Raw genomic sequence first — 13,162 nt, forward strand, 5'->3', positions numbered from 1 at the left:
GAGCGGCGAGGTCCGTGGTGGCTCTTGGACCTCCCGAAGGAGCCTGATATAGAGACCGGCGAGGCGGAGCGCATGCGGTCAGGCAAGTCGGTGCAGGACGACGCGGCCAGGACCTGGACCTTGGCGGGGAGGTCGATCTCCGCCGTTCAGCAGACCGCGGCGCTGGGCATCGCGCTCGTCTGGCAATACGCCGGAAAGACGGAGAGACGTTTGCTCTCGCCCGATACGCCGCTTGTCGTGGGGCGCGCCGCGCCTGCCGCGCTCTGCATCGACGATCGTACCCTGTCGCGGGAGCACGCCCGCTTCCTCTTCTCGCGCGGGCGGGTGTGGGTCGATGACCTGGGATCCAAGAACGGCACGTTCCTCGACGGCCGCCGCGTCTCCCGCGCCGGGATCGCGGTAGGGGATGAGGTCGTGCTCGGCAGCGTCGCGCTGCGGGTGCAGGCGTTCGGCGCCGGGGGCGAGTCCCTCGATATCGAGGGAGAGGAGAAGCTCTTGCGCCGCGTGGAGGACGAGCTGACGCGCGCCCGACATTTTCGCCGCCCGTTCGCCCTGCTCCACGTGCGCATGAGCGCGGCGGTCACGGCAGAGGGCTGGATCAACGCCGTGCGCGCCTGTCTTCAGCCCGTCCATCGTGTGGCGCTCTACGGCACCTGCGCTGCCCATGTGCTCCTGCCAGAGGCCGGCGCCGAGGAGGCGCGCCGCACCGCGCAGGCCATCGCGGCCTCCTTCGTGGGCAGCGACGCCCGGCTCCTCGTCGGCCTCGCCCTCTACCCGGACGCCGGAAGCACCGCGGACGAGGTCTTCGCGGCCGCCCGCGAGGCTGCCCGCCACGCCTCGGCCGAGCGCCCGGTGGCGTGCGGCCCGGCCGCGACCTCGGTGCTCGCGCGCGAGGAGCCGGAGGAAGGGGGGATCATCGCCGGCCAGCAGATGCGCGAGGTGATCGAGACGGTGCGGCGCGTGGGCGCCTCGCGCATCCCGGTCATCCTTCACGGCGAGACGGGGACCGGCAAGGAGGTCGTCGCGCGGATGATCCACGAGGGCGGCCCGCGCAAGGGGCGGCGCGTCGTGCGCGTCAACTGCGGGGCGATCCCGAAGGACCTCGTGGAGAGCACCCTGTTCGGCCACGAGCGCGGGGCGTTCACGGGCGCGCTGCAGCAGCAGAAGGGCGTGTTCGAGGAGGCCGACGGCGGCACGGTGTTCCTGGACGAGATCGGCGAGCTGCCGCCGCCGGCCCAGGCCGCGCTGCTCCGCGTGCTCGAGTCGGGGTCGTTCAGCCGCGTCGGCTCGAGCCGCGAGATCGAGGTCGACGTGCGCGTCGTCGCGGCGACGCACCGGGATCTCGAGGCGATGGCCGCGTCGGGCGCGTTCCGGGCCGACCTGTATTATCGGCTCGGCGGCGTCGTGATCGACATCCCGCCGCTGCGCGCTCGAACGGACGAGATCGAGCCGCTCGCGCGGCATTTCTTGCGCGCGGCCAGCGCGGCCAACGGGCGACATGTCGAGGGCATCACCCCGGAGGCGCTCGCCCTGCTCTGCGCGTACGCGTGGCCTGGCAACGTGCGCGAGCTGCGCAACGTGATCGAGCGCGCGGTGGTGGTGACGCCCGGCGCGCTCGTCGGCCTCGAGGATCTGCCCCCGAGGGTGCGCGCGGCGGCGGCGCGCGGCGAGTCGGAGCGCCCCGCGGACCGGGGGACGGACGCGGAGCTCGGCCGCGCTCCGCCGGACGTGGCCGTGTTCTGCCCCACGCCGTCCGCCCCGAAGACGGCGCCCCCCGAGGGCGGGCAGGTCCGGGGGAAGGTGCAGCAGTACGAGGCCAAGCTGCTCCAGGACATGCTCGAAACCGCAGGCTGGAACCGGACCGAGGCCGCGCGCCGGCTGGGGATCCCGGTGCGTACGCTGTCCTACCGCATGAAGGTCCTGGGCGTGAAGCGGCCGTCTCCTCGGTGATGCGCGGCTGCCGTCGGCGAGCGCCCGCGTCTCGAACCTGAGCAAGCGCGCTCGGAGCTCGCTACGCTGCGCCCACCATGCTGAATCGGACGATCGCGCGGAAGTACGCGCTGAGACGAGAGATCGGACGCGGCGGGATGGGCGTCATCTGGGAGGCGTTCGATCAGGTGCTCCGGCGCCCCGTGGCGCTCAAGGTGATGACGCCCGAGCATGTCAGCTCGGACTCCGCGCGACGCCGGTTCGAGCGAGAGGCGACGGCGATCGCGCGGCTCCAGAACGAGCACATCGTCCAGATATACGACTACGGCATCGACGAAGATTGCCCGTACATCGTCATGGAGCTGCTCGAAGGGGAGGACCTCGAGGACAGGCTCACCCGGGAGGGGCAGCTCTCGCCGTCGGCGACGCTCGCCCTGCTCCGGCAGATCGCCACTGGCCTGCAGGTGGCGAGCTCCGCGGGGATCATCCACCGCGATCTCAAGCCGGCGAATGTCTTCCTGGCGCGGAAGGAGCCAGGGGAGTGCGTGAAGCTCCTCGATTTCGGCGTGGTGTGGACGGTCTTCGAGTCGGACGAGGAACAGCAGGGCTCGTTCGGCAGGGTCGTCGGCACGCCGTCGTACATAAGCCCCGAGCAGGTGCGCGCCGTCGTGCCCGATCACCTGAGCGATCTCTGGTCGCTCGGCGTCATCACCTACAGGGCCCTCACGGGCCGGCTCCCCTTCGCGGCGAGCGGGATCGGGGAGCTGCTCATCAGCCTCTGTACCGATCCGTTCCCGGCGCCGTCGAGCCTCGTGCCCGGCCTGCTGCCCGGCTTCGACCGCTTCTTCGAGCGCGCGCTGGCGAAGGACCCGGCGCAGCGGTTCCAGTCGGCCGCGGATTTCGTGGCGGCGTTCGCGGCGGTGATCGAGGCCAGCGGGGGCCCCGCCAAGATCCTCATCGTCGACGACGAGCCCGACGTGGCGCTCATGATGAAGCTGCTCTTCCGGCAGAAGATCCGCGACCGGGTCTACGAGTTCATCTTCGCGGACAACGGCGAGAACGCCCTCGACGAGCTCCGGCGCCACCCCGACATCGACGTCGTCGTCACCGATATCAACATGCCCGTGATGGATGGCCTCACCTTCCTTGGACGCGTCCCCGAGGTGAGCCCCTTTGCGAGGACGGTGATGATGTCCGCCTACGGCGACATGGGGAACATCCGGAGCGCGATGAACCAGGGCGCGTTCGATTTCCTGCTCAAGCCGATCCAGCGCGGCGATCTCGAGGCGACCATCGACAAGACCATCAAGCACGTCGCGGAGCTGCGGAGGAACGCCCGCTCGGACGAGGAGAACAAGATCCTCCGGCAGTTCACGAGCGCGACGTTGATCGAGCGGATCCGGGAGATGGGCCCCGCGATCGCGCTCGCGAGCGAGGCGGTCATGGCCACGGTAGCGTTCATCGACATCTTCCAGTTCACGCCCGTGACCAGGGAGAGGCTGCCCGGCGAGGCCATGAGGCTGCTCCGGGCCAACTTCGAGGTGATCGTCCCGGAGCTCGTCGCCAAGGGGGGGAGCGTGGACAAGTTCCTCGGCGACGCGGTGATGACGGTGTTCCAGGGGCCGGATCACCTGTCGCGGGCGCTCAGCGCGTGCGTGGCCGTCCGCGCGCAGATGGCGGCGGTGGCGCGCCGCGCCGGCGAGGGCTCGCCGTATACGCAGGGGATCTGCATCGGGCTCTCCACGGGGCAGGTCCTCTCCGGCACCGTCGGATCTCAGGCGTACGGCCGGCTCGACTACACGGTGCTCGGCGAGGTGGTCAACGCCGCCGCGCACCTCGCCAGGGCGTCGCGGCCCGGGGAGATCCTCGTCGAAGCGACGGTCCACGAGGCCGCGCAGCAGCTCTTCGATTTCGAAGAGGCCGGCGCGAGGAGCCTGCTGCCGGGGGCCCCTCCCGTGAGCGTCTTCAACCTGGTCAAGCGCGCTCCGGTCGACGTCATCGCGGGGGGCGAGCCGACCATCGGACTCCACTCGACGACCACCATGCGATGAGGTCGCAGTCTGAACGGCGCCGCGCAGCGGGCTACGCCGGCCGCAGGATCTGCCGCACCGAGTCCACGTCCGTGACCCGGTGCAGCACCGGCTGGAGCCCGGCGCCCGGGGCCTCGCCGAAGGCGCCGCTCGCGGCGACGGCGCGGGCGCGCGGGCCGTCGAGCACGAGGAACACGTCCCGGAGGCCCCCGGCGCCCGGCGCGTCGATCACGTCGACGATGCGCGAGCGATCGAGGTGCAGCTCCTCGTCGCCCCGCTGGATGAGCACGCGCCGGTCGGTGATGAGGTACCGCGTCCGCGCCGCGAGCCGCGCCGGGCGCACCACCGACATGTAGAGCATCGCCGCGCCCGCGGCGACGAGCAGCACGATCGTGAGCGAGAGGGACGCGACCAGCGCCACGAAGGAGACGCTCTCCGGATCCATGCCCGCCGCGGTCACGATGCGGATGCTGCGCACGGCGTGCACCGCCGTGACCACCGCGAAGCCGCCGACGAGCACGCCGAGCAGCACCGAGCCGACGCCGCGCAGGCCGTTCGGGAGCCACTTGTGCCAGCCGTCGGCCGGGTGCGCCGACCAGAGCACCCGCTCGCCCTCGTCGAGGCGCTGCGAGAGCAGGCGGTGACCGTCGCCCGCGGGCGCCGACGGGACCACGCCCCGGAGGATCGCCCAGACGCGATCCGGGGCCACGACCCCGGTCAGCACGATCGACAGCCGCCGCCGGAGGGCGCCGGTCGGCACCGCCCTGACGAGCTCGAGGTCGCCGACGCCGGGGTGCTTCGGGTTCCAGTGGATGCGCGCGTAGCTGATCGACCGCCGCTCGATGGAGCGCCGGAGCTTCCCGCGCTGCACGACGATGTGCCGATCGGTGAGCATGTACTCCAGCTCCGAGCGCCACCAGCGCGGCAGGTAGCTGAACGCCACCGCGAGGCTCGCCATCCAGGCCGCGAAGGCGAGCAGCTGGTTCGGCGACGCGTCGAGCGCCTTGCTCACGACGATGGCGGACGCGGTGCTGATCGCGGAGGTCACGCCGCAGACCGCCGCGCCCACGAGGTAGAGCATCGGCGTCGCGACGACCTTGGGACGTCCGGACCAGAGCACATGCTCATCGAACACCGAGTCACGCATCTCGATGGATCCTCCGTCCGGGGTGAGCTGGCCGGCGCCGCCCCCGCGCGCGAGGGCGACCACGTTAAGGTGAACCCGCCGGCCGGGGTCGTAAAGGGGGCTCTCGCCATCGCCCGCTGTACGCTGTACGACCAGAGCGCCATCGGTAACCACGCGCACGCGCGGCCGTCCTTCGCCGTGCGCCGCCGGCGCGGGCGGAAAGCGGCGCGCGGCCGTCCAGACGCTGACGCGCGCGGCGCCTCGGCTCAGCGCCGCTCGGGCGCCGCGAGCTTGCGCAGGCGCTTCAGCGTCTTCAACGTCTGCTCCGATTCCCTCTCGCACTGCGCCCGCCGCACCTTCGCCAGCGGCAGCCAGTGATCGTTCCCCGGCGCCCGGGCGATGTAGGACTCCCACGCGGTCACGGCCTGCAGGTAGGCCTCCGCGCGCGCGGCGCCGAGCTCGGCGCTCCGCGCCGCGGCCCAGTGGCCGAGCGCCGCGTACCAGGCCTCGTCGTGGGCAGGCACGTAGAACCAGCCCGCGCCGTTGATCTGCTGATCGGCCCGGTCGTAGGTCCTCGCGAGCCGGATGTTCTCGATGCCTCCCTCCAGGTCGCCGGACCGGTCGAGCGCCACCGCGAGCCCCCAGAGCGTGGTCACGCCGTAACGGACCATATCGAGCGACCCGAGGGTCGAGAGCGAGGCGCGGTACCCCTCGACCGCCGACGTGATGTCGCCGAGCGCCATGTAGGCCTCGGCCTGGTTGGCCAGCAGCAGCGCTCGCGAGACAGCGTGCGGCTCGAGCACCAGCGCCTCGTCGTACGCCTCGATCTCGTCCGTGTACCTGCCGAGCCGCGCGTAGCAGACCGCCAGCGCGTGCCACGCGTCGGCCCGGAAAGGCGCCGGAGGCTGGAGCCGCAGGAGCCCCTCGAGCGTCGCGGCGGCGCCCTGCACGTCGCCGAGGTGCTCCAGGATGTCGGCGTAGCGCAGCCGCACCGAAGGGGTGCGCGACGTCGCCGCGCCGGCGCGCTCGTACAGGGCGCGCGCCTCGCGCAGCCAGAGCGGGCCGATCTCCTCGACCCGCTCCAGGAGCGGCGAGCGCCGGAGCTGGTCGTACCGCGCGAGGAGCGCGTCCGCCTGGGAGATGAGCTCTTCGCGCTCGTCGGCCGCCGGATCGAGCGCGCGGGACCAGACGGTCGGCGCCGCGTGGAGGGGCCCCGCCGCGAGCGCGAACGCGAGGAGCGCCGCGACGCCCGGCAGGCGCGACCGCCGCGGCAGGCGCGAGCGCCGCGGCAGGGGCGACCGCCGGGGCGGGGGCGATGGCCGCGTCACCGCGCCCCTCCCGTGGTTGGCCGCGGCGCCGCGCTCCGCTCCTGCGGGGCGCGCGCGGGCCGGTGGCCTCCGCCGCCGGCGCCTCGCCGGAGCGCGTCGAGGCGCGCGCGCGCCGCCGGGGCCCACGGCCCCTGGCCGCCGGCGCCCGACAGGTACGCCTCCCAGCGCGCGATCGCGGCCGCCGTCATGGCCCGCTCCAGCGCGAGCGCCTCGAGGGCGAGCCTGTCCTCCGGGACCGCGAGGTACTCGACGGTGCGCAGGCGCGCCGCCGCGCTGGCGAGGTCGTCCGCGGTCCGCTCGCGCGCGGCCGCGCCGGCGCTCTGGTTTTCCGCGCGCCCGCGCGCGCCCTCCCCGCGCGGGCGCGCGGGCTCCAGGGCGGTCGCCTCGCCTTCGAGCGCGGCGTCCGCCTGGGCCTTGTCGCCGGAGCGGTCCAGCGCGAGCGCGAGCGACAGCGTGACGTCGCGGGCGAGCTGCGTCTGCGCGCGCAGGCGCGCCTCGCGCAGGTAGGCGATCGCCTCGTCGAGGTCCCTCCGGGCGGCCGCCTCTCCGTGCGCGCCTGCCGGTGGCCTCCCGCTCGCGTCGGCGACGGACGCCGCGCCCGCCGTGGCCATCGACAGGTGCGCCGCCTCGAGCAGCACGAGCGCGCGCTGGTCCGCGGTCCCGAGCAGATCGATCCGCGGGACGAGCGCGCGGTAGATCGCGATTGCCTCGCCGCGCTTGCCGGTGCGGGCGAGCGAGCGCGCGAGGTCGTGCATCGTCTGCGGATCCTCGACGCTGCGGGGATCGACGCTCCGCGCCCGCTCGAAGGCGCGCGCCGCGTCCTCGGGCGAGCCGAGCGCGAGGGCGGCGCGGGCGAGCAGGACCTGCGGCGCGGCGTGCCCCGGGAGGAGCTGGTCGGCGAGGCGCGCCGACTCGCGCGCCGCCCCGGCGTCGCCGCCGAGCTGCGCCTGGCCGCGCGCGAGCAGGTCGCAGTAGCGCGGGAGCTCGGGCGCCCGCGCGCGCTCCCAGACGGTGGGCCCCCGCGCGATGGCCCGGCCGGATCGCGCCGCGCACTCGGGCGGGCGCCCCGCGGCCGCCGCGGCGGCGACCAGATCGCCAGCCTGTCCGGCGTGCGCGGCGAGCGGGAGGACGAGCAGGGCCGTGAGCAGCAGCGGGCCGAGGTGCACGGCGAGAGTGTACCAGGGAGGCGCACTGGAGGCTCACGCCGGGGCCGACGGCGCAGGGCTGCGATCCGGTTGATCGGGTGGGCGTTGGTCCGTTATGGTGCCCGAGGTGACAGCGTCGACGGGGGGCGTTCGCGGGTCGTGTATCGCTGGACTCCGCAGCCTTGGAGCCTGAGGAGGATCGACATCATGGGCGAGGTGATTCGCAAGGATGCGCCAGCGGACGACATCATCGGTGACGTGCGCGCGACGCTCCACAGCGCTTCTGCGAAGGGCGGGCCCCTCCGGGAGCTCGCCGAGCAGCGGCTCGTGCCCGTGCTGACGCTCTTCGACGGGGTGGAGGCCCAGCGCAACGCCGCGCGCTCCGAGGCGGAGCCGCTGCTCGCCAAGGTCGAGGCCGAGTCCGCGCGCGCCGACGACGCGCTCGGCAAGGTCGCCGACGACGTCTGGAACGCCGTGGGGCGCCCCTCCGCGGATCCTGCGCTGTCGATCCTGTTCCCGGGCGGCGTGGCCTATTTCGCCGACGACGAGGACGGCGATCTCACGGGGCAGCCGGATCGGCTGGAGGTGCTCGCGCAGCTGCTCGGCTCGGGGATCCACCCGAAGCTCAGCCTGGACAAGGCGCAGGCCGCGGCGGCCGAGGTGAAGTCGGCGGCGGCGGCGGTGCGCTCGACGGTCGAGGCGACCCGGCTGCCGCTGGAGCGGCTGAGCGTGCTCGACCGCATCCGCGCCTCGGTGGCGAAGAGCGCGCACATCGAGCTTGTGCACCTGAAGCGTCTCTACAGGGCGGCTGGCTTCAGCGAGGCGGAGATCCACGCGGTCATCCCGGATCGCGGCCGGGCACGGCGCCGCCTGTAGCGCGCCGCGCCCCTCGGCTCACGGGCGGGGGTACGGGCCGGGCGCGCCGAAGCCGGACGGCGCGCTGCGGCCGTAAACCCCGTAGTACGGGGAGACGGCGGGCGAGTAGGGCCCGTTGGCGCCGAAGTAGACGGGGCCGTAGGAAGGCGCGCTGTTGGCGAAGCCGCCGCCGTAGTTGCCGTAGTTCCCGTAATTGCCGTAGTTCCCGTAATTGCCGTAGTCGACGTAGTTCCCATAGTTCCCGTAATTGCCGTAGTAGGGAACGCCAGGCGGATAGCCGCCCTCCGGGATGTACGGGCTGCCGATGAGCGCGAGGAGCGACGTGGCGAACGAGAGGTTCCGCTTCGTGGCGCTCAGGACCTCCGGGACGAGGTGAGAGAGCCCCGGGTGCAGCTCGGGCCCCACGATGGCCATCTGCTCCTGGATGTGGGCGAGGAACTCCCGGTGTCGATAGATCTGAACGTTGACGAACGTCCAGTCGAAGCTGGGCCCCGCGAGCCCCGTGAGCTGCTGCTGATCCGTCGCGCCCTGCTCGATCAGCGCCACGCTGATCTCGTTGTCCACCGGCGCCATGCCCATCTGCGTGAGCGCGAGCGCGAGCTGCTGGCTCGCGGCGGTGTGATAGTCGAACAGCTGCTCGGCGAGCTCGATGACGTGCGGGTCCGACGCCTTGGCGCGGGCCATCTGCGCGTCGCTGAGCTCGAGCGTGTTGAAGGCGGCGAGCACCGCGGCGAGCTGCGGCATGGTGAGCGAGAAGGCCTGTGAGGTGGACTCGACCGCCTCCTCCGAGCTGTCCTCGTCCGCCGCCACCAGAACACCGTCTCCCGCCGCGACGGAGCAGGCGCTGGTCCCCGCGAGCGCGAGGGCTGCCATCCATGCAAAACGAAGAGAGTCGACTCGAATGTTCATAATTCCCCCATGTCATTGACGGAAGCGGGGCCGGCGCTGGAGCGCTCGGCGGTGATGCCTGGCCCGCCCCGTCACGTATCTTGAACTGTTGTTGGGAGACGCAAGCCGCGAGAAGATCAAATAGGCAATTCTCACCAGCGCGCAGGATCGGCTGAATCGTCCGTGCCGCGCGACGGACCGGCGCAGAGGTGCCACCTCTCGACGTCGATGAACGGACGCGGGCACCCGCCCGGGCGGAGGCGCTGGAATCCCTGCCGGAGGGCGGGCGGGGGCCGGGAGCGGCGCTGTCGGAGGATCAGCGTTGTGCCATGTCCGGGCCCGACGGAGAGCGCAGGACGGAGTTTGCTGCTTTGCGGGAGGACGGGCCCGGAATCGGGATCTTGGTCACTGGCACCGTCACCTGGCCGCCCGGGCGGGAGAAGGACGTCAGTCGGAGATCCTGGCCGGTTTGCGGGCCAGGACGCCGACGGTGCCATAGTAGACACCCCACGCCGACGGATCGGCCGCGAACCGGGCGTAGCCGGCGAGATCTTCCGCGCTGACCCGCCCTGTCGCGAGGTGCCTGTGCTGGAGCTGGGTGGCTGAGAGGCTCATGATCTCGGACAGCGGGTGACCGCCCGGGCACAGCGGCGCCTCGTTCTCGACGGCCTCGATGGCGAGCCCTCGCGACGTCAGGATCGCGGGCAGGCGCAGGCCGAGGCCGGGGTCCTTGCCGTCGGCCTCGAACATCGCGAGGATCGACCGATTGACCCGATCGAACGCCTCGATATCGGGACCGGAGGCGCCCCTCGCCGCGGTGAAGTCCGGCTCCTCGAGCACCAGGTGGCCGCCGGGCTTCAGCGCTGCGAGCATGGCGTCGAGGAGTTCCTGGAAATCCGCATTGTGAACGAGCACGTAGCGGGCGTGCACCAGATCGAAGCGCGCCGCGTGGAAATTGAGCTGGCGAATGTCGCCCTCGATGATCCGGACGCCCGGCGGCGGAGAAGCGTCCATGAACCCGACATCGAGGTCGACCGCGACCACCTCGCCCTCGAGGCCCACGCGCTCTGCCATCCAGCAGGCGATCGACCCGGCGCCGGCTCCCACCTCGAGGCAGCTCCAGCCGGGCCCCATCCCGGACGCCTTGAGAAGGCGCCGGCTGCCAGGGTCGAAGAATCCCTCGATCCGCCGCAGGCGCTCCAGCTCTCGCGCACGCTCCGAACCCGCAAACACGTAGCTGTTCTCGGCCATAGGAATGGACAGAATAGTCGATCCCATGGAGGAAGAGCGAACTTCTCCCCGCTGACTTCGCCCCACCTTCTTCCAGCGGCGTCGATCTGTCGAGCGGCGCACAGCGGGTGAGCCGTTCGGCCCGGGCTGTAAAGCGTGCTTGTGCCGACGATATGTCCAGACGCCTTCAAGGGAGCGGGAGCGCGCCGTCACCGCCAGGCGAGCAGCCTTGGGCGGAGCACAAGAGGCCTGGCGCGGCGGGCGCAAGGGCCGCGAGCCCGAGGACCGCGGCGCGCAGGCGGCGCCCCCTCCCGCGCGGCTTCTGATGAGCACGCCGCTGCCCTGTCGCCGGAGCTGGGCCAGCGCGGCCCGGGCGCCGTGGCGTGTGGCGCGTGTGGATCGATTCGCTCGCTCCGTGACCGGCTGAGCGCCTGTCGTCGAGCGCGCGCCGGCCGGCGTCAGGCGTTGTTCGTGTCCCGAGGGGTTAACGGCTCTCGATCGGGCGCGGCCCGATGCGTCGTTCCGGCGTCGTCTCGATCCCGAGGGCCGGATCCGGCCCCAGCATGTCGAGCGCGGGACGCTACGCCGCCAGGCTCCGGAGGCGGCCTTCGCGCGCACGGGCGCGTCCGCATCGCCGGCGGCTCGGCACGAGCCGCAAACGCAAACGACCTGGGAGACACATCATGCGAAGCATGTTTCTGGTAGTCCTGACCGCGCTGCCGCTCATGGCCTGTGGGGGCAATCGAGGCGGAGAGGCGGCCTCGCCGGCGCCCACACCGGCGGGCGGAGAGACCCCCGGCGCGCCTGGAACCCCAGGAGCGCCCGAGAGCGGAACGCCCGGCGCGGGTACGATGCCTGGAGAGATGGGAGAGCCGGGCGGAGGCGCCCAGAGCGGGCAAGGCACCCAGGGCGGCACGCAGGAGTGGGGCAGCGGCACCCAGCGCAGACCGGGCACCGGCGGCACGACCGGCGGCACGCCGGGAGGCACGCCGGGCACCGGCGGCACGCCGAGCACGGGCGGCGCGCCGGGCACCGGCGGCACGCCGGGGGGAGGGGCTTACGCGCCGGGCGGCGGAACCGGCACGCCGGGCGGGACCACCACGCCGGGCGGCGGCAGCGGCCAGCGGGGCGGCACGCCCGGCGGCGGTAGCAAGAACGGCGGCTCCCACACGCCGGGCGGCGGCTCGGGCCAGTAATCTTCAACGCTGCACGTCGTAACAACCGTCCCACTGGACGAGACGGCGGCTCATCGCCCACTGCGGTGAGCCGAGGTCCCGCCCCTCACGCGAACGCGTTGCGCCGCACGATCGTCGCCTCGCGGTCCGCGCCGACCGAGACGACGTCGACCGGCACGCCGGTCTCCTTCTCGACCATCTCGACATAGTGCCGCGCTGCAGCGGGCAGCTCCGTCATGGAGCGGGCGGCGTCGATCGACTCGCTCCACTCGGCCACCGTCTCGAGCACCGGCTTGGCCGTCGCGATGTCGTCGATCGGGAACTCGCGCGTGCGGCCCGACGGCGTGTCGTAGGCGACGCAGACCTTGAGCTCCGGCATGCCGGTCAGCACGTCGAGCTTGGTGAGCGCGATCCCGTCGAGGCCGTTCACCCGCGCCGCGTAGCGCAGCGCCGGCAGGTCCAGCCATCCGGTCCGCCGCGGCCGGCCCGTCACCGAGCCGTACTCGCCGCCCACCGACCGGAGCCGCTCGCCGAGCGGGCCGTTGAGCTCGGTCGGGAACGGCCCCTCGCCCACGCGCGTGCAGTACGCCTTCGCCAGGCCGAGCACGCGGCGGATGCGCGTCGGGCCGACCCCGGCGCCGACGCACGCGCCCCCCGCGATCGCCGACGACGACGTCACGAACGGGAACGTGCCGTGATCGATGTCGAGCAACGTCCCCTGCGCCCCCTCGAGGAGCACGCGCTCGCCGCGGCGGAGCGCGCCGTCGATGAGCTGCGACGTGTCGGCGAGCAGCGGCGTGATGCGCTTCGCCAGCGGCGTGAGCTCGTCGAGGATCGCGTCGAGCGACGGCGGCTCGCCGCCCAGCGCGCGCAGCGTCGGCGTCCACGCCTCGATCGAGCGCGACACGAGCTGCGCGAGCCGCTTCATGTCGCGCAGATCGCCGAGCCGCGCCCCGCGCCGCGACGCCTTGTCCTCGTAGCAGGGGCCGATGCCGCGCTTGGTCGTCCCGAGCCGCACGCCGTCCGCCGCCGCCGCCTCGCGGAGCGAGTCGACGAGCGGGTGGAACGGCAAGATCAGGTGCGCGCGATCGGACACGAACAGCCGCCCCTGCGTCGAGCAGCCCCGCGCCTCCACCGCGTCGATCTCGGAGACGAGCACCCCGGGATCGACCACCATGCCCTGCGCCATCACGCAGCGGGCGTTCGAGCGGAGGATGCCGCTCGGGATGAGCCGAACGATGAGCTTCTCCCCGCCCACCACCAGCGTGTGGCCGGCGTTGGGTCCGCCGGCGTAGCGCACCACGAGGTCGGCGCTCTCCGTATAAAGGTCGACGACCTTGCCCTTGCCCTCGTCGCCCCACTGTGCGCCGACGATCACGATCGCGGTCATTCCGAAGCTCCTCTTGGATCACGTGGCCCGGCCTCGGCCCGCTCG

General features: G+C 72.8%; 10 protein-coding genes. 4 read left to right on the forward strand and 6 right to left on the reverse strand.

Going from position 1 to position 13,162, the window contains the following annotated elements:
- Positions 1 to 72 precede the first annotated feature (72 nt).
- Positions 73 to 1,950, forward strand: coding sequence for a sigma 54-interacting transcriptional regulator (locus WMF45_RS49245; protein WP_437714157.1), 1,878 nt, complete (start codon positions 73 to 75; stop codon positions 1,948 to 1,950).
- A gap of 77 nt (positions 1,951 to 2,027) precedes the next feature.
- Positions 2,028 to 3,980 carry a protein kinase domain-containing protein gene (locus WMF45_RS49250; RefSeq protein WP_437714159.1) on the forward strand — a complete coding sequence of 651 codons (1,953 nt, stop codon included), beginning with the start codon at positions 2,028 to 2,030 and terminating at the stop codon, positions 3,978 to 3,980.
- Positions 3,981 to 4,011: 31 nt separating this feature from the next.
- Here WMF45_RS49250 and WMF45_RS49255 read toward each other — a convergent pair whose 3' ends face one another.
- The 3 genes from WMF45_RS49255 to WMF45_RS49265 form a co-directional block, all read right to left on the reverse strand.
- A complete protein-coding gene (locus WMF45_RS49255; RefSeq protein ID WP_437714161.1) occupies positions 4,012 to 5,106 on the reverse strand; it encodes a hypothetical protein in 1,095 nt (364 codons plus the stop codon).
- 245 nt (positions 5,107 to 5,351) lie between these two features.
- Positions 5,352 to 6,413, reverse strand: a complete 1,062-nt coding sequence (locus WMF45_RS49260) for a tetratricopeptide repeat protein (protein ID WP_437714163.1) — start codon at positions 6,411 to 6,413, stop codon at positions 5,352 to 5,354.
- Complete coding sequence (locus WMF45_RS49265) at positions 6,410 to 7,579, reverse strand: hypothetical protein (RefSeq protein WP_437714165.1); 1,170 nt, start codon at positions 7,577 to 7,579, stop codon at positions 6,410 to 6,412. The genes WMF45_RS49260 and WMF45_RS49265 overlap by 4 nt, the downstream gene beginning before the upstream one ends.
- Positions 7,580 to 7,765: 186 nt before the next feature.
- Between WMF45_RS49265 and WMF45_RS49270 the strand changes: the two genes are divergently transcribed.
- A complete protein-coding gene (locus tag WMF45_RS49270; protein WP_044967360.1) occupies positions 7,766 to 8,434 on the forward strand; it encodes a hypothetical protein in 669 nt (222 codons plus the stop codon).
- A gap of 18 nt (positions 8,435 to 8,452) precedes the next feature.
- On the opposite strand, the gene WMF45_RS49275 is transcribed toward WMF45_RS49270, so the two are convergent.
- Both WMF45_RS49275 and WMF45_RS49280 read right to left on the reverse strand, forming a co-directional pair.
- Positions 8,453 to 9,307, reverse strand: coding sequence for a DUF4142 domain-containing protein (locus WMF45_RS49275; protein ID WP_437714167.1), 855 nt, complete (start codon positions 9,305 to 9,307; stop codon positions 8,453 to 8,455).
- Between the two features lie 462 nt (positions 9,308 to 9,769).
- Positions 9,770 to 10,675 (reverse strand): class I SAM-dependent methyltransferase, encoded by a 906-nt coding sequence (locus WMF45_RS49280; RefSeq protein ID WP_437714169.1) that lies wholly within the window; start codon positions 10,673 to 10,675, stop codon positions 9,770 to 9,772.
- Positions 10,676 to 11,235: 560 nt separating this feature from the next.
- Here WMF45_RS49280 and WMF45_RS49285 point away from each other — a divergent pair.
- Positions 11,236 to 11,748 (forward strand): hypothetical protein, encoded by a 513-nt coding sequence (locus WMF45_RS49285; RefSeq protein ID WP_437714171.1) that lies wholly within the window; start codon positions 11,236 to 11,238, stop codon positions 11,746 to 11,748.
- Positions 11,749 to 11,833: 85 nt separating this feature from the next.
- On the opposite strand, the gene WMF45_RS49290 is transcribed toward WMF45_RS49285, so the two are convergent.
- Entirely contained in the window at positions 11,834 to 13,117 is a 1,284-nt protein-coding gene (locus WMF45_RS49290) for an adenylosuccinate synthase (RefSeq protein ID WP_437714172.1), read from the reverse strand.
- Between the last annotated feature and the right edge of the window lie 45 nt (positions 13,118 to 13,162).

This window comes from Sorangium sp. So ce448, assembly GCF_051520915.1.
In the GTDB taxonomy this organism is placed as follows: domain Bacteria; phylum Myxococcota_A; class Polyangia; order Polyangiales; family Polyangiaceae; genus Sorangium; species Sorangium cellulosum_B.